The organism is Aliarcobacter skirrowii CCUG 10374, from assembly GCF_003544835.1.
Taxonomy (GTDB): Bacteria; Campylobacterota; Campylobacteria; order Campylobacterales; family Arcobacteraceae; genus Aliarcobacter; species Aliarcobacter skirrowii.
Genome location: NZ_CP032099.1, coordinates 1,881,341 through 1,903,539, shown reverse-complemented (window position 1 = coordinate 1,903,539; position 22,199 = coordinate 1,881,341). Strand labels below are relative to the sequence as shown.

Annotated in this window: 18 protein-coding genes, 2 tRNA genes and 3 rRNA genes; 15 read left to right on the top strand and 8 right to left on the bottom strand. The window is 31.8% G+C overall.

Features of this window, described 5'->3' with window-relative positions; genetic code table 11:
• Positions 1-2 precede the first annotated feature (2 nt).
• The 5 genes from ASKIR_RS09885 to secG are packed head-to-tail and all read right to left on the bottom strand — an operon-like array spanning position 3 to position 3,086.
• Complete coding sequence (locus ASKIR_RS09885; protein WP_066350106.1) at positions 3-1,091, bottom strand: MFS transporter; 1,089 nt, start codon at positions 1,089-1,091, stop codon at positions 3-5.
• Positions 1,078-1,566, bottom strand: a complete 489-nt coding sequence (locus ASKIR_RS09880; protein WP_066350108.1) for an RDD family protein — start codon at positions 1,564-1,566, stop codon at positions 1,078-1,080. The genes ASKIR_RS09885 and ASKIR_RS09880 overlap by 14 nt, the downstream gene beginning before the upstream one ends.
• Complete coding sequence (pyrE, locus tag ASKIR_RS09875) at positions 1,566-2,174, bottom strand: orotate phosphoribosyltransferase (protein ID WP_066350109.1); 609 nt, start codon at positions 2,172-2,174, stop codon at positions 1,566-1,568. The genes ASKIR_RS09880 and pyrE overlap by 1 nt, the downstream gene beginning before the upstream one ends.
• A gap of 2 nt (positions 2,175-2,176) precedes the next feature.
• Positions 2,177-2,734 carry a ribosome recycling factor gene (gene frr, locus ASKIR_RS09870; protein WP_066355680.1) on the bottom strand — a complete coding sequence of 186 codons (558 nt, stop codon included), beginning with the start codon at positions 2,732-2,734 and terminating at the stop codon, positions 2,177-2,179.
• A gap of 19 nt (positions 2,735-2,753) precedes the next feature.
• A complete protein-coding gene (gene secG / locus ASKIR_RS09865) occupies positions 2,754-3,086 on the bottom strand; it encodes a preprotein translocase subunit SecG (RefSeq protein WP_066159922.1) in 333 nt (110 codons plus the stop codon).
• A gap of 95 nt (positions 3,087-3,181) precedes the next feature.
• Here secG and ASKIR_RS09860 point away from each other — a divergent pair, with 95 nt between their 5' ends.
• The gene (locus ASKIR_RS09860) at positions 3,182-3,874 is read left to right on the top strand and encodes a methyltransferase (protein ID WP_066159919.1); all 693 of its coding nucleotides are present in this window, start codon (positions 3,182-3,184) and stop codon (positions 3,872-3,874) included.
• Here the strand turns inward: ASKIR_RS09860 and ASKIR_RS09855 are convergent.
• Together ASKIR_RS09855 and ASKIR_RS09850 are read right to left on the bottom strand one after the other, a co-directional pair.
• Positions 3,826-4,230 carry a thiamine-phosphate pyrophosphorylase gene (locus tag ASKIR_RS09855; RefSeq protein ID WP_066159917.1) on the bottom strand — a complete coding sequence of 135 codons (405 nt, stop codon included), beginning with the start codon at positions 4,228-4,230 and terminating at the stop codon, positions 3,826-3,828. The two genes, ASKIR_RS09860 and ASKIR_RS09855, sit on opposite strands and share 49 nt — an antisense overlap.
• Positions 4,231-4,269: 39 nt before the next feature.
• A complete protein-coding gene (locus tag ASKIR_RS09850) occupies positions 4,270-4,968 on the bottom strand; it encodes a Bax inhibitor-1/YccA family protein (RefSeq protein WP_066159914.1) in 699 nt (232 codons plus the stop codon).
• Between the two features lie 430 nt (positions 4,969-5,398).
• Between ASKIR_RS09850 and ASKIR_RS09845 the strand changes: the two genes are divergently transcribed.
• The 12 genes from ASKIR_RS09845 to mreC all read left to right on the top strand — a co-directional run bounded on the left by ASKIR_RS09845 (position 5,399) and on the right by mreC (position 17,829).
• A 16S ribosomal RNA gene (locus ASKIR_RS09845) occupies positions 5,399-6,916 on the top strand.
• A 113-nt stretch (positions 6,917-7,029) separates the two neighbouring features.
• Positions 7,030-7,106, top strand: a tRNA-Ile gene (locus tag ASKIR_RS09840).
• Positions 7,107-7,134: 28 nt separating this feature from the next.
• Positions 7,135-7,210, top strand: a tRNA-Ala gene (locus ASKIR_RS09835).
• Positions 7,211-7,573: 363 nt separating this feature from the next.
• Positions 7,574-10,487 (top strand): 23S ribosomal RNA (locus tag ASKIR_RS09830).
• Between the two features lie 206 nt (positions 10,488-10,693).
• Positions 10,694-10,809, top strand: a 5S ribosomal RNA gene (gene rrf / locus ASKIR_RS09825).
• The 16S, 23S and 5S rRNA genes sit together here with 2 tRNA genes alongside, the layout of an rRNA operon.
• Positions 10,810-11,377: 568 nt before the next feature.
• Positions 11,378-12,451 carry an epoxyqueuosine reductase QueH gene (locus tag ASKIR_RS09815; protein WP_115588060.1) on the top strand — a complete coding sequence of 358 codons (1,074 nt, stop codon included), beginning with the start codon at positions 11,378-11,380 and terminating at the stop codon, positions 12,449-12,451.
• The gene (lpxB, locus tag ASKIR_RS09810) at positions 12,448-13,491 is read left to right on the top strand and encodes a lipid-A-disaccharide synthase (RefSeq protein ID WP_066350489.1); all 1,044 of its coding nucleotides are present in this window, start codon (positions 12,448-12,450) and stop codon (positions 13,489-13,491) included. Before ASKIR_RS09815 ends, lpxB begins: the two co-directional genes overlap by 4 nt.
• 50 nt (positions 13,492-13,541) lie before the next feature.
• The gene (gene fabZ, locus ASKIR_RS09805) at positions 13,542-13,985 is read left to right on the top strand and encodes a 3-hydroxyacyl-ACP dehydratase FabZ (RefSeq protein ID WP_066162250.1); all 444 of its coding nucleotides are present in this window, start codon (positions 13,542-13,544) and stop codon (positions 13,983-13,985) included.
• Positions 13,986-13,996: 11 nt separating this feature from the next.
• Positions 13,997-14,800 carry an acyl-ACP--UDP-N-acetylglucosamine O-acyltransferase gene (lpxA, locus tag ASKIR_RS09800; RefSeq protein ID WP_066350488.1) on the top strand — a complete coding sequence of 268 codons (804 nt, stop codon included), beginning with the start codon at positions 13,997-13,999 and terminating at the stop codon, positions 14,798-14,800.
• Complete coding sequence (gene clpX / locus ASKIR_RS09795; protein ID WP_066350487.1) at positions 14,793-16,016, top strand: ATP-dependent Clp protease ATP-binding subunit ClpX; 1,224 nt, start codon at positions 14,793-14,795, stop codon at positions 16,014-16,016. Before lpxA ends, clpX begins: the two co-directional genes overlap by 8 nt.
• 3 nt (positions 16,017-16,019) lie before the next feature.
• Positions 16,020-17,057: a rod shape-determining protein gene (locus ASKIR_RS09790; RefSeq protein WP_066350485.1), complete on the top strand. Its 1,038-nt coding sequence runs from the start codon at positions 16,020-16,022 to the stop codon at positions 17,055-17,057.
• A 7-nt stretch (positions 17,058-17,064) separates the two neighbouring features.
• A complete protein-coding gene (mreC, locus tag ASKIR_RS09785; RefSeq protein WP_066162241.1) occupies positions 17,065-17,829 on the top strand; it encodes a rod shape-determining protein MreC in 765 nt (254 codons plus the stop codon).
• On the opposite strand, the gene ribE is transcribed toward mreC, so the two are convergent.
• Positions 17,826-18,434, bottom strand: coding sequence for a riboflavin synthase (gene ribE / locus ASKIR_RS09780; RefSeq protein ID WP_066350483.1), 609 nt, complete (start codon positions 18,432-18,434; stop codon positions 17,826-17,828). The genes mreC and ribE overlap by 4 nt on opposite strands.
• A gap of 106 nt (positions 18,435-18,540) precedes the next feature.
• Here ribE and mnmG point away from each other — a divergent pair, with 106 nt between their 5' ends.
• A complete protein-coding gene (mnmG, locus tag ASKIR_RS09775) occupies positions 18,541-20,415 on the top strand; it encodes a tRNA uridine-5-carboxymethylaminomethyl(34) synthesis enzyme MnmG (RefSeq protein WP_115588061.1) in 1,875 nt (624 codons plus the stop codon).
• Between the two features lie 64 nt (positions 20,416-20,479).
• Positions 20,480-22,177, top strand: coding sequence for an acetolactate synthase small subunit (locus tag ASKIR_RS09770; RefSeq protein WP_115588062.1), 1,698 nt, complete (start codon positions 20,480-20,482; stop codon positions 22,175-22,177).
• Positions 22,178-22,199: the final 22 nt, after the last annotated feature.

Sequence of the window (22,199 nt, the reverse complement as noted above, 5' to 3'; positions counted from 1 at the left end):
GGTTAAATTTTCTGTTTTTTTATAAAAAATAGTGATATAAAAGATAGCATTGCAAAAATAAAGCTATATAAAAATAAAAACTCTCCATAAACAGCACCTGCGAGAAATGCACCTACAAATCCACCTAATCCATAACCAATACCAAACATAAATTGCTGAGCTAATTTTTTATTATCATAAAGTGAATATAGGTAAATAACAGCAGCACTATGAAATAGAGCAAAAGAAAATGCATGAATAGCTTGTGTAAAAAATACAATTTCAAGTGAATGAGGATATAAATATAGAAGTAACCATCTAAAAATAGTTATTCCTACACAAAACTTTATGATTGCTAAAAGATTATTTTTTAAAATAGGTGCTTGAAAATATAACATTAAAATCTCACATACAACACCAAATGCCCAAAGATAAGATATTGTCTCTAAAGATAAACCATGCTCAAGTTCATAAATTGTAAAGAAGTTATAAAATCCACCAAAACTAACTTGCATAAAAAATATACTTGCCCAAAATGCCCAATGTTTTAAAAAAGAGAATACTTCATCTCCAGTATTACTAAGCTTTGCTTCTAAATCATTTTTCAGTAAAAGAAGAGCAAATATTACAGTAATTACAACAACGGCTAAATAGTAGTGTAATGCAATAAATGGAGATGTTAGAGATTTTGCTAAAACAAGTGCAATAATCATAAAACCAATTGAGCCATAAAGTCTTGCTTTTCCATATCTATCTTTTCCTAAAACTGTAATTGTTGTAACTTCAAGATATGGCAAAATTAAAGATAAACAAGCTGCTAAAAAAGCATTATTTAACATAAAAATATAGAAGTGTTCAATTGTTATATAAAATAGGGCAACAGCCAAAACAGTTAAAAAAAGAGCCTTTTTAAACATAGATTTATTTAAATTTATATGTTTTAAAAATAAAAAGGGCATAGCAAATTTCATTAAAGGAGCAACTGCTAGAATTAGACCAATATCAAAAGTGCTATATCCAATATCGCTTAGAACTTTTGGTAAAAAAATTACATATATTCCAACAGCAGCAAAATAGAAAAAATAAAATGCTGATATATTAAAAAATAGCATCTTTTTCGTTTACAATATCTGTTTTTGAAAGAATATCTTGGATTGTTTTTCTATCTTTATTAAAATAGGCAAAAAACAAAGGAGCAAATAAAATTATAGAAAATAGTGTAACAAAATATCTAATAAGCACTTGCAAAATAGTTACTCTAGATTTTGTTTCTCTATCTACAAGCTTTAAATCATAAGCTTTTAGACCTGGAGTTTGACCACTTTTTAGCCAAAAAATAGCAATAATAAATAAAACTGTAAATAAAATAATAGCCCAACCAGCTAATCTATTTTGAGAAAACTCTACTCCCCCACCCATTATTAAATAGATAACGATATATAAAATTGGAGTTGTAATTAAAAAAAAGTCAGTTAAAAAAGCTTTAAATCGTGTAAAAAGAGGAACAAAATTAGAAGATGATTGTAAAACAGTTTTAGTTTTAATATTTTTTGCTCTATTTTGTTTTACATCTCTCCATTTTGCCATTAGTTTCCTCTACTACCTGGTTTTATAGCAACACTTCCATCTTTGCATAAAGGGCAGTTTTCAGGGCTATACATCTCAAATGCAAAATCTGCAAGTGCAAAAAGTGGTTTGTCAAGTGGTAGTTTGCAATTATCTTTTCTTTCTTTGCTGCTTCCTACTCTTTGACAAAAACCTCTATTTGCTAGTGCTGCATAAGCCACAACTTCACCACCACCTTTTACAATCTCACGTGCAGCTTCAAGTGCACTTCCACCTGTTGTAATAATATCTTCACAAACTAGATATCTTTCACCTTTTTTTACTTTAAAACCTCTTCTAATTGTCATTTCACCATCAGCTCGTTCTGCAAAAATAAATCTTACATCTAAAGCAGTTGCAAGTGCAAATCCAGCAATTAATCCACCAAGCGCAGGAGCACAAACTGCATCAATTTTAATTCCAGACTTTTTAATCTCAAGAGCTAATGCTTCAGCAAGAAGTTTCGCAGTTTTTGGATTTTCAAGTACTTTTGCACTTTGTAGATAAAATTGTGAGTGGTTTCCACTACTTAATTTAAAATGCCCTTCAAGTAAAGCATCTGATTCTTTATATATTTGTTCTATATTCATAATTAAACCGTTAAAATCTCTTTCTCTTTTGTTTTTAAAGTTTCATCAGCCTTTGCTACAAAACCATCAGTTATTTTTTGAATCTCATCTTGAGCTTTTTTACTATCATCTTCAGTAATCTCTTTATCTTTTAGAAGATTTTTTACTTTTGTATTTGAGTTTTGTCTAATATTTCTAATAGCAACTTTTGCATTATCAGTCATGATTTTAGCTTGTTTTGCTGTCTCTTGTCTTTGCTCAACTGTCATTGGTGGAAAAAATAGTTTAATTACTTCACCATTGTTATTTGGATTTACTCCAATATTTGCAGTTTGTATAGCTTTTTCAATAGCTCCTAAAAGATTTTTCTCCCAAGGGCTAATTGTAATTGTTGTTGCATCTGTTGCTAATACAGAACCAACTTGACTTAAATCAGTCATTGTTCCATAATAATCAACTTTTATATTATCTAAGATATTTACACTTACTTTACCTGTTCGTAAAGTTTTGTAATCTCTTTTTAAAGCCTCAATAGATTTCTCCATTTGCTCTTTTGTTTGTGAATAAATTTCATTCAACATATAAAACTCCTTTAAATTTTTACTTAGTTTGTGGTGCAGCTGGTGCTGTGTTCTCTTTTGTTTCAGTAATTGGACTTGAAGGAATTAGCGATTCAATTTTTACGCTATCAATTGCACTTTTATTTCTCTCTTGATTATATAAATAACCTAAAATTAATGTATTGATTACAAATACAATACCTAAAGCCATAGTTGCTTTTGATAAGAAGTTAGCAGGACCTTTTGCCCCAAACACAGAGTCATTGCTTCCGCTATATGCTCCTAAACCAATACTTGAGCTCTTTTGAAGTAGAACTACAATTACAATTAGCACCGCTAAAACAATTTGAACTATTAAAAGTGTAGATGTCATTATCTATATTCCTTTTTTAAAAATGGTGTTTATTTTATCCAAAACTAAATTTAAAATAGATAAAATGTATATTAAATTTTTTTTTAAAGAGAACAATGCAAAAAAAAAATCAATTCTCAAAATATGCAAAAGAGTATCAATCATATAATATAATCCAACAAATTTGTGCAAAATCTTTGATTCGTGAGCTAAAATCAAAACCTAAAAATATTTTAGAGTTAGGTTGCGGTAGTGGTCAGGTTTTTTCAAATATCAGTTGGGATTTTGATAGATACTTAGCTATTGATGGTTCAAAACAGATGTGTAATCTTCATCCTAAGGCAAAGAATCTAGAGTTGAAAAGTTTAAATTTTGATTCTCAAGAGTTTATAGACTACACAAAAAATCAAAACTTTGATATTGTATTATCTTCATCAGCTCTTCAATGGTCTGCAGATTTAGAAAAGTTAGTAGAACATCTATCTAAAATTACAAAAGAGATAAATGCAGTTTTATTTACCTCAAATACATTTAAAACAATTCAAAATATAAGCAAAAATAGATCACCAATTCTTGATGAAAATAGTATAAAAAAAGCTTTTAACAAATATTTTATTTGTGAATTTGAGACTATAAATTATAAATTAGAGTTTGATAACAAAAAAGAGCTTTTTGATTATATTAAAAAATCAGGTGTAAGTGGTAGTAGCGAACTATCTTATGAAAGTGCAAAAAGATTGTATAAAGAGTATAACTTAAACTATTTAGAGTTTGAAGTTATTTTTGTTAAAACGCTCTCTAAAATATAGAGTTCATATCTTATATATTTAAAGTTTTCACTATCTTTAATAGATGAAAGTTTTGTAAGCTCTTCTAAAACTCTTGAACTCTCTTGAGCTCTTTTGAAGTTTGCAATTAAAATTGAGTTTAAATCTTCTCTATTTTGTTCACTTTTAATAGACTCTCTTAAAACATCATTTTGAACATCTCTTGACTCTAAAATTTCATAAAAGTTCTCAACTCTTGCAAGATGCCTCAAATCTTTTAGTTTAGTAGATAATTCCTTATCATTATATACATATCTAAAAATATCCTCAACAACTCGAATTCCTTCTCTAAGTCTATTAAGGTTTGCGTCGATTATTCGTAAAAAATTGTTATTCATATTTTATATAGTATATTGGGGCAAAATTACCCCAATAAATTACTCATTATTTTTCATAATACCAAGTATTTGAAGAAGCGATATAAATAGATTAAAGAAATCTAAGTATAAAGATAAAGCTGCTTCAACTGGAGAGTCATAATTTCCTTTGATTATATTTTGTGTATCATACAAAATAAATGCAGAGAAAAGTAAAGCACCAGCACTTGCAATTACAAGTTGCATCATTGAAGATTGAATAAAGATATTAGAAATACCAGCAACAATCATAATGATTAGAGCGATAAATAAAAATTTACCCATAAAACCATAATCTTTTTTAGTTGTCATAGCAAACATTGAAATTCCACCAAAAGCAATTGATGTCATTAAAAATGCTTGACCAACAATTGAAGCACCACCTGGCATTGCAAAAATTGCAGTTAAAAGAGGAGCAATTGTAAGACCTGTAATAAATGTAAATACAAATAATACAGCTAAATTTACACCAGGAGTATGTTTAACTCTAGGAATTACAAAAAATATAAGTGCCAACTCAATAGCAAACAAAACCCACATCATAGGACCAGCTATATAGTTAACAATTCCTAATCCAATATAAGCTCCAGCAGTTGCTGCTAAAAGTGAACCTGCAAAAAGTTGATAAGTAGCTTTTAAAAAGCTCATTATATATGCTTGTTTTGATGATTCATTTGAGTAACTATTTGTCTGATCTGTCAAATAATCTCTATTGTACATAAATCCCTTCCTTATAATCTTAAGATTTTTTTTTAATACATATAACAATAAATTGCTATATTATGGGGATTATAATATAAAAAAATTGTAAATAAAAGATTAATATAAAAGAATTCCAAAATTTAAGCCAAAGTTAAGCGCAAACCTCTTGACAAAGTAAGATTTTCCTATTATAATTCCCGTCCAATTTGACCAGTACGGTTTAAAATTAAGATCTTTAAAATTATGATTAGACGGTTTAAGAAGATGTAATCTTTATAAACTGAATATGAGAAATGTTAAAAAAATATTATGAAGAAACAAGTATAAGTAAAATTATAACTTGTCTATAACTTGAGTGATAATTTTGTAATTAAGTAATTAAAAACAAAAAAGTCAGATTCAAATAAACTATAACAAATATATATTTATGAAAATAGATATAAAAAAAATTATGGAGAGTTTGATCCTGGCTCAGAGTGAACGCTGGCGGCGTGCTTAACACATGCAAGTCGAACGAGAACGGGCTATAGCTTGCTATAGTTGTCAGCTAAGTGGCGCACGGGTGAGTAATGTATAGGTAATATGCCTCTTACTAAGGGATAACAAATGGAAACGTTTGCTAATACCTTATACTCCTTTTAAACAAAAGTTTAAAAGGGAAAGATTTATTGGTAAGAGATTAGCCTGTATTGTATCAGTTAGTTGGTGGGGTAATGGCTTACCAAGACTATGACACATAACTGGTTTGAGAGGATGATCAGTCACACTGGAACTGAGACACGGTCCAGACTCCTACGGGAGGCAGCAGTGGGGAATATTGCACAATGGACGAAAGTCTGATGCAGCAACGCCGCGTGGAGGATGACACATTTCGGTGCGTAAACTCCTTTTATATAAGAAGATAATGACGGTATTATATGAATAAGCACCGGCTAACTCCGTGCCAGCAGCCGCGGTAATACGGGGGGTGCAAGCGTTACTCGGAATCACTGGGCGTAAAGAGCATGTAGGCGGATTAATAAGTTTGAAGTGAAATCCTATAGCTTAACTATAGAACTGCTTTGAAAACTGTTGATCTAGAATGTGGGAGAGGTAGATGGAATTTCTGGTGTAGGGGTAAAATCCGTAGAGATCAGAAGGAATACCGATTGCGAAGGCGATTTACTGGAACACAATTGACGCTGAGATGCGAAAGCGTGGGGAGCAAACAGGATTAGATACCCTGGTAGTCCACGCCCTAAACGATGTACACTAGTTGTTGTGAGACTAGATCTTGCAGTAATGCAGTTAACACATTAAGTGTACCGCCTGGGGAGTACGGTCGCAAGATTAAAACTCAAAGGAATAGACGGGGACCCGCACAAGCGGTGGAGCATGTGGTTTAATTCGACGATACACGAAGAACCTTACCTGGACTTGACATAGTAAGAACTTTCTAGAGATAGATTGGTGTCTGCTTGCAGAAACTTATATACAGGTGCTGCACGGCTGTCGTCAGCTCGTGTCGTGAGATGTTGGGTTAAGTCCCGCAACGAGCGCAACCCTCGTGTTTAGTTGCTAACAGTTCGGCTGAGAACTCTAAACAGACTGCCTACGCAAGTAGGAGGAAGGTGAGGACGACGTCAAGTCATCATGGCCCTTACGTCCAGGGCTACACACGTGCTACAATGGGATATACAAAGAGCGGCAATACGGTGACGTGGAGCAAATCTTATAAAATATCTCCCAGTTCGGATTGTAGTCTGCAACTCGACTACATGAAGTTGGAATCGCTAGTAATCGTAGATCAGCTATGCTACGGTGAATACGTTCCCGGGTCTTGTACTCACCGCCCGTCACACCATGGGAGTCGAACTCATTCGAAGCGGGGATGCTAAAGTAGCTACCTTCCACAGTGGATTTGGCGACTGGGGTGAAGTCGTAACAAGGTAACCGTAGGAGAACCTGCGGTTGGATCACCTCCTTTCAAAGAAATATTATTAAGATTTGGTTCTTAATATATAAATAAAGAAAAACAATATTTTTTAACAACTCATATTTGGTTTATAAAGATTATTTAACCGAAAAGTATAGGTGAATGGGCCTATAGCTCAGCTGGCTAGAGCGCTCGACTGATAATCGTGAGGTCTCAGGTTCAAGTCCTGATAGGCCCACCATTAAATAATCTTTAAAGATTGTTGGTTTGGGGAATTAGCTCAGCTGGGAGAGCGCCTGCTTTGCACGCAGGAGGTCAGCGGTTCGATCCCGCTATTCTCCACCATACTTAAGTTTTAATATAAGTTTTATAAGAGATTATAAGATTTATATTAGAGCTTTGTAAAAGAAGTTACTAAATGATATTTAAAAATATAATGTTAAAGTCTTTAAAATTTTTTCGTAAAATTAAATAGTAATGTTTAATTTTAAATAAAAAAATTTCATATCTAAAAAAGATAATTATTTGAAAAGATAATTATAAAACTATAGATAACACAACTAACTTATTATAGTATGTACTTGTATATATGTTTAATAAGATAGTAGCCAAAGAATATTATCAAATTTAAAAGTTCTAGTTAAACTAAAACTTTTAGGCAAGAAAAGAGGACCCTAAATAAAATCGTAAGATTTTTTTAGGTTCCGATTATAAGCTATTAAGGGCTAATGGTGGATGCCTTGACTGTAAGAGGCGAAGAAGGACGTATTAGGCTGCGATAAGCCTCGGGGAGCTGCCAAAGAGCTTTGATCCGAGGATTTCCGAATGGGGCAACCCAGCATATAGAGATATATGTTACCCTGCGGGGAGCGAACCTGGTGAAGTGAAACATCTCAGTAGCCAGAGGAAGAGAAATCAAATGAGATTCCCATAGTAGCGGCGAGCGAACTGGGATTAGGACAAACCCAATGCTTGCATTGGGGGTTGTAGGACCATAATATAAGATTAAAGATGATAGATGAATTAGTTGGAAAGCTAAAGCATAGAAGGTGATACTCCTGTAATTAAAATCATCAATAACTTTAATGGTATCCTGAGTAGGTCGGAACACGTGATATTTTGACTGAAGCTGGGGGGACCACCCTCCAATCCTAAATACTACTTACAGATCGATAGTGAACAAGTACCGTGAGGGAAAGGTGAAAAGAACTGCAGCGAGCAGAGTGAAATAGAACCTGAAACCATTAGCTTACAATCATTCAGAGCCCTATGATTTATCAGGGTGATGGACTGCCTTTTGCATAATGAGCCTGCGAGTTGTGGTGTCTGGCAAGGTTAAGCCAAGTGCGAAGCCGTAGCGAAAGCGAGTCTTAATAGGGCGAAATAGTCAGATGCTGCAGACCCGAAACGAAGTGATCTATCCATGAGCAGGTTGAAGCTGGTGTAAGAGCCAGTGGAGGACCGAACCCGCTGACGTTGAAAAGTCTTGGGATGACTTGTGGATAGGGGTGAAAGGCCAATCAAACTTCGTGATAGCTGGTTCTCTCCGAAATATATTTAGGTATAGCCTTGTGTTGTAGCATATAGGGGTAGAGCACTGAATGGGCTAGGGCTGCTTACCGCGGTACCAAACCCTATCAAACTATGAATACTATATGTGGAATCACAGGAGTCAGGCGGTGGGTGATAAAATCCGTCGTCGAGAGGGGAACAACCCAGACTAACAGCTAAGGTCCCTAAGTTACATCTAAGTGGAAAACGATGTGGAGTTACTGTGACAACCAGGAGGTTGGCTTAGAAGCAGCCATCCTTTAAAGAAAGCGTAACAGCTCACTGGTCTAGTGATTCTGCGCGGAAAATATAACGGGGCTAAGATGTACACCGAAGCTTTAGATTCAATTTTTAATTGAGTGGTAGGAGAGCGTTCTATTCAGCGTTGAAGGTATACCGGTAAGGAGTGCTGGAGCGGATAGAAGTGAGCATGCAGGCATGAGTAGCGATAATTAAGGTGAGAATCCTTAACGCCGAAAACCCAAGGTTTCCTACGCGATGCTCGTCATCGTAGGGTTAGTCGGGTCCTAAGTCGAGACTGAAAAGTGTAGACGATGGCAAATTGGTTAATATTCCAATACCAACATATAAGCGCGATGTGGGGACGCATAGAGTTAATCGAGGTCACGGATGGAAGTGTGGCTCGAAGGATGTAGGTTGTTAAGTAGGCAAATCCGCTTAACACTAGACCGAGATCTTACAGGCTCTTGACACTCTTCGGAGGAGATGGAGAATCGATGATACTGTCGTGCCAAGAAAAGCCACTAAGTTTATTATATGTTGCCCGTACCGTAAACCGACACAGGTGGGTGGGATGAGTATTCTAAGGCGCGTGGAAGAACCCTCTTTAAGGAACTCTGCAAAATAGCACCGTATCTTCGGTATAAGGTGTGCCTACTTTGGTATATGAACTTGCTTCAAAAAGCTAAAGAGGTTGCAACAAAGAGTCCCTCCCGACTGTTTACCAAAAACACAGCACTTTGCTAACACGTAAGTGGATGTATAAGGTGTGACGCCTGCCCGGTGCTCGAAGGTTAATTGATGATGTCAGCGCAAGCGAAGCATTTGATCGAAGCCCGAGTAAACGGCGGCCGTAACTATAACGGTCCTAAGGTAGCGAAATTCCTTGTCAGTTAAATACTGACCTGCATGAATGGCGTAACGAGATGGGAGCTGTCTCAAAGAGGGATCCAGTGAAATTGTAGTGGAGGTGAAAATTCCTCCTACCCGCGGAAAGACGGAAAGACCCCGTGCACCTTTACTACAGCTTGACACTGTAGCTTGGATATTCATGTGCAGGATAGGTGGGAGGCTATGATGACTAGACGCAAGTAGAGTCGGAGCCATCCTTGAGATACCACCCTTGAATATTTGAGTTACTAACTGCGATGAGTTATCCTCATTCAGGACAATGTCTGGTGGGTAGTTTGACTGGGGCGGTCGCCTCCTAAATAGTAACGGAGGCTTACAAAGGTTAGTTCAAAGCGGATGGAAATCGCTTGTTGAGTATAATGGCATAAACTAGCTTGACTGTGAGACCTACAAGTCGAACAGAGACGAAAGTCGGTCATAGTGATCCGGTGGTTCTGCGTGGAAGGGCCATCGCTCAAAGGATAAAAGGTACGCCGGGGATAACAGGCTGATCTCCCCCAAGAGCTCACATCAACGGGGAGGTTTGGCACCTCGATGTCGGCTCATCGCATCCTGGGGCTGTAGTCGGTCCCAAGGGTATGGCTGTTCGCCATTTAAAGCGGTACGCGAGCTGGGTTCAGAACGTCGTGAGACAGTTCGGTCCCTATCTTCCGTGGGCGTAGGAAAGTTGAAGAGATTTGTCCCTAGTACGAGAGGACCGGGATGAACCAACCACTGGTGTACCAATTGTTCTGCCAAGAGCATCGTTGGGTAGCCACGTTGGGATGTGATAAGAGCTGAAAGCATCTAAGCTCGAAGCCAACTCTAAGATGAACTTTCCCTGAAGTTCCCAGCAAGACTAGCTGGTTGATAGGCTGGATGTGTAATGGGTGTAAGCCCTTTAGCTGACCAGTACTAATAGAACGTTTGGCTTATTTTTAACAATTTTCTTTGGTTTACTATCTTATTAAGCATATCTTTTTATGTTTAATAGACAATTGTGTTTATTTTTTTAGAAAGAAAAAAAGGCGTTTACTTGAAAAAATGCAAATTTTTTTAAGAGCCAAGACTTTAGCATTATTTTTTCTTAACTCTAATTGAGTTGAGTGCAAAGAGTATTTATTATTTACTTTTTTCACTCAACTTGTTGGTGGCTAAAGAGAAGTGGAAATACCCAGTCCCATTCCGAACCTGGTAGTCAAGCACTTCATCGCCGATAATACTGCTGGGTCCCCCGGTGGAAACGTAGGTCGCTGCCAGCTCTTGAGTATTTATTCAAGCCTTTATCTATTCACTTACCTCCAAGTGTTTAGGTGAAGGCTTTTTTTATCTATCTTTATTTATTTTTATATTAATTTATGTATTTATTCATTATTCTATTTAATCTCTTATTACTCTTATTGTTATTTGATTCTTATCATCTTTAAAGTAGCTTATTCTTTTATTCTCATCTAGTAAGTTTTTTAAAAAACTATTTTCATACTCTTCATTTAAATTCTCTTTATTAAATGTTTTTAAATCTTGACATTTAAAAACACCTTTACAAATTTTATCATTATAAATATCTACATCAAAAATTAAATTTCCTAAACTAAATACTTGAAGTTTTGTATAGTTTTTATACTTATAGATAAAACCTCTATCATGAAATTTTATATTTGGAGTTTTAAAAAGTATTGTTACACTATTTGATGATATTTGAGGCTCTTTTATACTACATGCTGTAAATATTGAAGCAATAAGAGATATTTTGATGATATTTTTGATAAGAAACCCTTTATTAAAATTTTTTTAACTATAATTATACCTTATTTTAAAAAAAGGACAAAATTGTTAGTACATATTTGTTGCTCTGTGGATAGCCACTATTTTTTAGAAAGAATTCAAGAAGAGTTTCCAAATGAGAAGCTTATTGGATACTTTTATGATCCAAATATTCATCCATATAGTGAATATAGACTTAGATATTTAGATGTTGAATACTCTTGTAAAAAATTAGGAATTCCACTTATTGAAGGACCATATAATCTTGAAGAGTGGTTAAAAAAAGTAAAAGGGATGGAGCATCTTCCTGAAAAAGGAGATAGATGTACCGTTTGTTATGATGATAGACTTGCAAACAGTGTAAATAAAGCTATTGAGTTAGGTGAAAGTAGTTTTACTACTACTTTGTTGATATCTCCAAAGAAATCTCAAGAAAAGCTTGAAATTATTGGAAACTATTTAGAAAACAAAACAGGTATAAAGTTTATTTTTAAAGATTACAGAAGTGGAAATGGAGCTCAGATTCAAGGGTTAAGAGTAAAAGAGAATAGTCTTTATAGACAAAATTATTGTGGATGTCTATTTGGCCTATCTTCTCAAAGAGAGCATCAAAAAAAGATTATGGATGAGATGTTTAATCCTATTTCAAATCAAATCTTACCAGAATCAATTGAACAAAGATTAGAGCTATATAAAAAAAGAGATGAGTTTGAAGAGAGCAATAAAGAGTATAAAATAATTAAACAAAGATTTTTAAACTATAGATTACTAAGTGGAAAAGTTGTAGTAAATAATGAGCCTATCTCCTCTTATATTTTTGCCTATTCAACAATAAATAAAAATCAAACAAGTTCAAAAATAGATTATGTAAAAGATGGAATTAATTATTTAGTAAAAGATGAAGTGAAAATTATTACTATTGATAAGTTTAATGAAATCTCTAATAGTAGATATAAATCAACAAAAGAGTTGATATTTAATCAACTTAAATTTGAAGATGAGATTATAGTTAGAAATAAGATATTAAACAATCCTTTTGATTTAAGTGCTTTGATTGTTGTTGATAAAATTATTGATGAAAAATATGAGATTTTTATAAATAGTATTATTTATGAAGATATAAAAGAGGAGATAATATGAAAATTTTAGTAAGTGCAATGGAAGCATCATCAAATGTTCATTTAAAAGAGTTAAAAAAATATTTAGATGATAGTGTAGAGTTTGTTGGTGTTTTTGATAAAGATTTAGGAAATCCTCTTTATGATTTAAGTCATTTGGCAATTATGGGAATAGTTGATGCTTTAAAAAAACTCAGATTCTTTTTTCGTCTTAGAGATGAGCTTGTAAAGTTAGCAAAAGATTGCGACAAAGTTCTTTTGATGGATAGTAGTGGATTTAATCTTCCATTGGCAAAAAAATTAAGAGAGGTTTATCCAAATAAAGAGATTATTTACTATATTCTTCCACAAGCATGGGCTTGGAAAAGAAAAAGAGTTAAAATTTTAGAGGCAACTTGCTCAAAGCTTTGCTCAATCATACCATTTGAAAGTGAGTTATATAGCAATAAGGAAAAAATAACTTATGTAGGACATCCTTTATTGGATGAGATAAAAGAGTTTAAAAAAGAGCTTTTAAAAACAGAAAAAATTGTATTTATGGCTGGAAGTAGAAAAACAGAGATAAAAAACTTAATGCCTATATTTAAGGAGTTAATAAAACATATTCCAAACAAAGAGTATGTGTTAGTAATTCCATCAAAATTTGATGATAATTATATAAAAGAGATTTATGGAGATATTAGCGAATTCACAATATCAAAAGATGCTCACAAATCACTTTTAGAAGCTGAATATGCATTTATTTGTAGTGGAACAGCAACACTTGAAGCAGCACTAATTGGAACTCCTTTTACTCTTGCTTATATTGCAAAAAAATTAGACTTTTTTATTGGAAGAATCTTTGTAAAACTTCCTTATGTAGGTCTTGCAAATATATTTTTTGAAAAAATGTACAATAGACCACTTCATAGCGAATTTTTACAAAAAAATGTAACTGTTGAAAATTTATTAAATGACTATAAAAATATGAATAAAGAAGATTTTTTTCAAAACTCTAAGCTTTTAAAAGATTATTTAAAAGAGGGAAGTTCTCAAAATGTTGCAAAGATTATAAAAAACTAAACTTCTTTTAGATATAATCTTTAGCAATTTTCAATTTTTAGGATAAATATATGTTTGATATTATGCAAATTCAAGAGATTTTACCACATAGATACCCACTACTATTAGTAGATAGAATTACAGATATGGAAGAGGGAAAAGTTATAAAAGGATATAAAAATATCTCTATTTCTGAACCAGCATTTCAAGGACATTTTCCAGGTCATCCAATCTATCCAGGTGTTATGATTTTAGAAGGTATGGCACAATGCGGTGGAGTTTTAGCACTAAAAAGTTCAGGTTTAAGTGATGAAGAGCTTAAAAATAAAGTTATCTATTTTATGAGTATCGACAAGGCTAAATTTAGAAATCCTGTTCGTCCTGGAGATAGATTAGATTATGAATTAACAGCAATAAAGATGAAGAGTACTTTAATGGTTTTTGAAGGTAAAGCTTATGTTGATGGTAAACTTACAGCTGAAGCTGAATTTAAAGCAATGATTGTTGATAAATAATTAGGAATAAAATGAATAATATTCACAAAACTGCCATTATAGAAGATGGTGCAAAACTAGGGAACAATGTAATAATTGGTGCATATACAATAATTGGCAAGGATGTTATTATTGGTGATGGAACAATAGTGGATTCTCACTCTTTAATAACTGGAAAAACAACAATTGGAAAAAATAACCATATATTTTCTCACGCTTCAATCGGATCAATTCCTCAAGATTTAAAGTTTAACAATGAAGAAGAGGTTGAGCTAATAATTGGTGATAACAATAAAATTAGAGAGTTTACACTTTTTAATCCAGGAACAGTTACTGGAAATATTAAAACTATTATTGGAAGTAATAATTTATTTATGGGTTATGTTCATGTGGCTCATGATTGTATTATTGGAGATAACTGTATATTTGCAAACGGAGCAACGCTTGCTGGTCATGTTGAGTGTGAAGATTTTGTTGTAGTTGGTGGATTAACACCAATTCATCAATTTTGTAAAATAGGAACACAAGCTATGGTTGGAGGAGCTAGTGCTGTTGCTCAAGATATTCCACCATTTTGTTTAGCAGAGGGAAATAAAGCAACAATTAAAGGTTTAAACTTAGTTGGACTTAGAAGAAGATTAGATAATAAAGATGATATAAATGCTTTAAAACATGCTTATAAAGTTCTATTTAGTATGGGAAATCCACTTCAAGAGGCTGCTAAAAATCTTTTTGAAAATGATTCAAATGAGTTAGTTAAAAAACTTGCAAGTTTTATAATTGAAACAAAAAGAGGAATTCCTTTTGAGAGAAATTTAAAGAGTGAAAATGAGTAAAATAATTTGTGATTTTTGTGGAGCAAATGATACAAAAGCAAATCCAATAATAACTGGAGATAATGCTTGTATATGCAAAGCTTGTGTGGGTGCTGCTTACGATATTATGAATACACAATTAGATGATATCTCTATTAAAAGTGAAACTAAAATAAAACCAGAAGAGCTAAAAATAAAAACTCCTTCTGAGTTAAAAGCAATTTTAGATGAGTATGTTATAGGACAAGAGAGAGCTAAAAAGGTTCTATCAGTTGCTGTTTATAATCACTATAAAAGAATTTTTAGAAAAGATGAGTTAGGTGATGATATTGAACTTAATAAATCAAATGTACTTTTAATAGGACCTACTGGAAGTGGAAAAACTCTTCTTGCTCAAACAATTTCAAAATATCTTGATGTTCCTTTGGCAATTGCAGATGCAACTAGTTTAACAGAAGCTGGATATGTTGGAGATGATGTTGAGAATGTTGTAACAAGATTAGTTCAGGCTGCTAATGGAGATATACAAAAAGCTCAAAGAGGAATTATTTTTATTGATGAGATAGATAAAATTGCAAGAATGAGTGAAAATAGAAGTATTACTAGAGATGTTTCAGGAGAGGGAGTTCAACAAGCACTTTTAAAAATAGTTGAGGGTGCTATAGTAAATGTACCTCCAAAAGGTGGTAGAAAACATCCAGGACAAGACTCACTTCAAGTTGATACAACAAATATTTTATTTATTTGTGGTGGAGCTTTTGATGGGCTTGAAGATATTATTAGAAGAAAACAGGGTTCTAATATTTTAGGATTTAATCAAGATAAAAAAACAAAATCAGATGCAGACAAGCTTATTTCAAAAGTTGAAACAGATGATTTAGTAAAATATGGTTTAATTCCTGAGCTTATTGGAAGATTGCATATGATTGCAACTTTAAATGAGATTTCAAAAGAGGATATGGTTCATATTTTAACTGAACCAAAAAATGCTTTAATCAAACAATATATAAAACTTTTCTCTATGGATAAGGTAGATTTAGAGTTTGATAAAGATGCTTTACTTGAACTTGCTGATTTAGCAATAAAACGAAAAACAGGGGCTAGAGGACTTAGGTCAATTTTGGAAGATATTATGCTTGATATTATGTTTGACCTTCCAAAATTTAAAAATAAAAAAATTACAATTACAAAAAAGGTGATTCTAAAAGAGGAAGAACCAAAAGTAAGCAAAGGATAACAAATGATTTTAGATAAACTAATCGGATTTTTTTCAAGTGATATGGCGATAGATTTAGGAACTGCTAACACTATTGTTTCTGTAAAAGGTAAAGGTATTATTATAAATGAGCCTTCTGTTGTTGCTGTTCAAGTAGATAAACAAGGAAAAGATAAAATTTTAGCTGTAGGTCAAGAGGCTAAAAGAATGCTTGGAAAGACACCACTAAATATCCAAGCTGTTCGTCCTATGCAAGATGGAGTTATCGCTGATTTTGAGATGACTGAGAGAATGATTAGATATTTTATCGAAAAAGCTCATTCAAGAAAATCATTTATAAGACCTAGGGTAATTATCTGTATTCCTTATGGAATTACACAAGTTGAGAGAAAAGCTGTTGAAGAGTCAGCTATGAGTGCAGGTGCTAGAGAGGTATTTTTAGTTGAAGAGCCAATGGCAGCAGCTATTGGAGCTGGAATTCCAGTTTCAGATCCAGATGGTCATGTTGTTGTTGATATTGGTGGTGGAACAACTGAGATTGGTGTTACATCTTTGGGTGGATTAGTTTTATGTAAAAGTGTAAAAGTTGGTGGAGATAAAGTAGATAGATCTATTGTTGAGTATGTAAGACAAAACTACAATCTATTTATTGGTGAGAGAACTGCTGAAACGATTAAGATTGAAGTAGGAGCTGCTGTTAAGCTTGAACCTGAACTTAAAATTCAAATTAAAGGTAAAGATCACTCTGGATACCTTTCAACTATCGAGTTAGGTAGTGAAGGTGTTAGAATTGCTATAAAAGAGCCTCTAAAAGAGATTGCAAGTGCAATCAGAAGTGTTTTGGAAAATATGCCACCTGATTTAGCTGGAGATGTTGTTGATAATGGAATTATAATAACAGGTGGAGGAGCTTTGATTAGAGGAATTGATAAATACCTATCAGAGATTGTAAAAATTCCAGTAAGAATTGCAGAAGATCCACTTTTATCTGTTGCATATGGTACAAGTCAAGTATTAGATGAGCCAGAACTATTAAAAATTATAGAAGAGATGAAAAACTAATTTCTAAATGAAGAGATTTTTATTTCTATCTTTATTTATCTTTGCAGGATTAATCTATTTGTTTGAAGTAGATGAGTATATTTCAAAACAGTTTGGATTTTTTGCAGGGTTAAAAAACTCTTATATAAATGGTTATATAAATTTTTCTCAAAATATTAAAAACCATTTTAATCAAGAAGCTTTAATAAAAGAGCTTCAATCTGAAAATTTAAAATTAAAAGAGTATAAATATCTATATGAATCAACAATTTCAAAAATAGATTCATTAAAAGAGTTTTTAATAAATGTTGAAATACCAAATATAAATGTAAAAATTGATATTGTAAGAGTTTTGTCTTATATAAATTTTGATGACTTTACAACTGTTTTAATTGATAAAGAGTTAGATGAAAAAATAGTTGGTTTAATCTCTGAAAATTATGCTGCAGGGATAGCTTTAAAAAGGGGAGCTAAAAATATTGGACTTTTAAATGGAAATGAAGATTGTACATATGCAGTTTTTATTGGGAATAGCAAAGGTTCTGGAATTTTAACATCAAAACAGAGTGATGATAAACTTTTACAAGTTAAATTTATACCAATTTGGGCAAATATAAATATTGGTGATGAGGTAATAACATCTGGACTTGATAATATCTTTTATGAAGGACTTAGAGTTGGAAAAGTTGTTGAGATAAAAGAGTATCCTGATATGAAAGTAGCTACAATAGAGCCTTATGCAAAACCTCTTGAAAAAAGATTTTTTTACACTTATGAGGAAATTTTAGATTAGTAAGCTGCCATAATTCTATCAACATCACTCCACGATAGATTATCTTTTTTATTAAACATATTATAAATATATCTAGCAAACATATCTGTTTCAATATTAACTTTACTTCCTACTTTATAATTTCTAAAAAGTGTATTTTGAATTGTGTGAGGAATAATTGTAAGTCTAAAACTACTTTTTAAAACTTCATTTATAGTTAGTGATACACCATCAATTGCAACACTACCTTTTGGAATCATATATTTTAAAAACTCTTTAGGTACTTTGATATAAAAATCTGTTGAATTACCATTTTTATCTATTTTTTCAACTGTTCCAACACAATCAATATGTCCTTGAACAATATGACCTTCAAATCTATCGCCCATTTGCATTGCTGGTTCTATATGAACTTCATTTTTATAATTTTCTAGTGCTAAAATAGAACTACTTTCAGGAGATAACTCTACACTAAAATTTTTATTTCCTATTTTTATAACAGTTAAACAAGCTCCATTTACAGCAATAGAATCTCCAATTTTAGGTATATATTCTGCTTTTAGAGTTAAAATATTATTTGAAAAGCTCTCAACCTTTGCCATCTCTCTTATTAAACCTGTAAACACTTAAAAAACCTTTAGATAAAATTTGGTTATAATAGCCAAAAATTCATAAGAAGCTAATTTTAACTCTTATTTAAAAATTCTAATACTCTTTAAAAAGGAAAATTAAATGCAATACGATATAATCGTTGTTGGTGCTGGTCATGCTGGTATTGAAGCAGCATTAGCAGGTGCAAGACTTGGTAAAAAAACACTATTAATAACAATGCTAGTTGAGCAAATTGGAGCGGCTAGTTGTAATCCTGCAATTGGAGGTTTAGCAAAAGGACATCTTGTAAAAGAGCTTGATGCTCTTGGTGGAGAGATGGGACTTTGTACAGATGCCTCAGGAATTCAATTTAGAGTTTTAAATGGTTCAAAAGGAGCTGCTGTTCAAGGTACAAGAGCTCAAATTGATATGGATGAGTATAAAGAGTATATGCGAAAAGTTTGTCACAACACACCAAACTTGGACATCTATCAAGATGAAGTAACTTCTTTAATAGTTGAAAATAGTGAAGTTTTAGGAGTAAAAACAAAACTTGGAGAAGAGTTTAGATCTTTAAAAACTATTCTTACAACTGGAACTTTTATGAGAGGTTTAATTCACATTGGTGAAAATACTTATGAAGCTGGTCGTGCTTGGGAGTTGCCATCTACTACTCTTTCAATTCAACTAAAAGAGCTTGGATTAAATGTTGGAAGACTTAAAACTGGAACACCTTCAAGACTTGATGCAAATAGTATTGATTTTTCAGTAATGGAGACTCACGGTGGCGATGTAAAACCTACACCATTTTCATTTAGAACATCAAAAAAAGATTTTAATCCTACACAATACCCTTGTTATGTAACTTATACAAATTTAAGCACTCATGAGTTAATTGCTGCAAATTTTCATAGAGCCCCAATTTATACAGGACAAATTCAAGGTTCAGGTCCAAGATATTGTCCTAGTATTGAAGATAAAGTTAAAAGATTTAGCGAAAGAGAGAGACATCAACTATTTTTAGAGCCACAAACTGCTAAGTGTACGGAGTATTATATAAATGGTATGTCAAGTTCACTTCCTATTGAGATTCAAAAGCAAATGATTGCTAGCGTAAAAGGTTTAGAGAATGCAAGAGTTATAAGATATGGATATGCTATTGAGTATGATTATGTTGATCCAACAGAGTTAAAACACACACTTGAAACAAAAAAGATAAAAAATCTTTATCATGCTGGACAGATAAATGCAACAACAGGATATGAAGAAGCAGCAGCTCAAGGATTGATGGCAAGTATAAATGCATCTTTAGCAATAGATGGAAAAGAGCCTTTTATTTTAAGACGAGATGAAGCATATATTGGTGTTTTAATTGATGATTTAGTTACAAAAGGAACGCACGAACCATATAGAATGTTTACAAGCCGTGCTGAGTATAGACTTCTTTTAAGAGAAGAGAATGCTGATATAAGACTTAGCCAATATGGTCATGAATTAGGACTTATAGATGATGAAACATTTGCAAAAGTAGAAAACAAAAGAAAAGTTCTTGAAGATGCAATTAATTATATGGCAAATACTTGGATAACTTCTAAAAAAGAGACTTTGGAACTTTTAGAATCTATTGGAGAAGAGAAAATAAATGATAAGGTTTTACTGGTTGATTTAATAGGAAGAAATACAATAGATATTGAAAAATTAGATATTTTGGTTCCTAGTTTAAAAGAGCTTGATGATTATTTAAAAGAGCAAATAATTGTAGAAGCGAAATATTATAGATATATTCAAAAGCAACAAAAACAGATAGAAAAAATGAAGAAAATGCTAAAACTAAATATACCTGAAAACTTCTCTTACAAAGGACTTCCAGGGCTTTCAAATGAAGTTATAGAGAAGCTTGAAAAGCATAGACCACCAACTTTATATAATGCAAGTTTAATATCTGGAGTTACACCAGCTGCACTTGATATTATACATTTAAATTTGAATAGGTTTGTCACAAGCAATAAAAAATGATAATGAGTCAATATAAATTGATAATATGTAAAATAAAAAATGATAATGAGAGAATTATTTAATCATGTCAACTAGAAAAAGTATCATTCCAGAGTTTATGAAGAATAATCCTGATGATACTTTTCAGTTCATATTTCCCCTTAAAATTGTACTTGATGAAGATAAATATGGTAATAGTAACTATGAAGTAGTTGTTAAAAATATAACTAAAAAAGAAGTATTTAAATACCCAGTATCACCTGAATTATTTTTCACGCATTATCAATTTTTAGAGTACTATGAAAATGGTAAAAAAGTTGATAGAAAAAATAGTATAGAAGAAAAAAGTTTTATTATTGATTCAAAAACTATTAATGAAAATAATTTAAAAAAATTAAAAGATTTACTAAATGAAGATGCAATTGGAATATTGCTTGGTTGGAATAAAAAATATCTAAAGACTGCTGAAAATATAAATTGTTACCTAGTAGAAATAGATGGTGTTAATTTAATTATCCCACATTTTGCAATTGGTATATATTACTATTTTAGATCTTCTGCTTTAAAAGAAGCTGTTCTTGATTCAACATTGAAAGAATTATATATACTTTGTGATGATAATCCTAAAGATGCAAAGATAGTTTTGCCTAAATATAAAACAGATGAAGATGCAGCTATTATACATAGATTTGCTTGTCAAAAAAGTGCAATTAAAGAGTTTGATAATGTATCTAGCTATATTCATAATTACTTGAAGTATATGCAAGAAAAAAATTTAGATGAAGATATTTATAAAATGCATCTTAAATTTAATTTTCCAACAAAAGAACAATTTAAAATCGATACAAGAAGTTCAATTATTAAAAATAAAGTTACAAATGAAATTTATTACTTTATTCATGAAATTATAAATGATTATTCTAGTATAGGATTCGAAAAACTCACAAAATATATTCAAAAAAATAAAATAACTCTAAATATTGATGATATAGATAATCTTCCAGTTATAGAAAGAGAAGTACCAGATGAAACAACAGAAATACTTCAAATAGCTCATGCTAGTAAAAAATATACACAAACATCTAATCAAAAGAATAGAAAAAAGAGTTGTGGTAGCCTAAAAGATATTCAAGTTGATGAAAAAGAATCATCATTAGAAGTTATTGAAAATCTATTAAAAATATATAAAGACCAAGAAAGTGATGAAATAATAGATCTAAGCTTAACACAATCATCTTCAAAAGGGAATTCAAATATTAGAAAGGTTGTAATTTCAAGTGAATTTGTTAAAGATACTTCATATAATCCATTAAATGAAATAGATAATTTTGTAGTATTTAGACAATATATTAGATATTTAGTACAAAGAAAAGATATAAAAGATTTATATATAAGTGAAGAGAAAGAGTTACAACAATTTACTTTAGATGTTGAAGATGGTAAAAAGCAAATTAATCCTAAATGTAAAATCAATAAAAGAGCTAGAAAATATATAACTGTTACATTCCAGTATGACAACTATTTTTTTGGATTATTAGAGTTAGAAAATAAACCATCTTCTGCAAGCTCTACTTGGGTACTAACATCCAATAGACAAATTCAAGATAGTGATTTTAATAAATTTATCAATTTATATTGTAAATATAATATGAATCCACTTGAAATAAAACAAAGATATTCGAATTCTAATCCTACATTTGATAGAAAATATCATGAAAGAAATGAAGATTTAGAAGATAAGCAACTTGCAATGTGGTATTTTAATTTATTGAAAAAAATCTAGTATTTACTTATAATATTTGGTA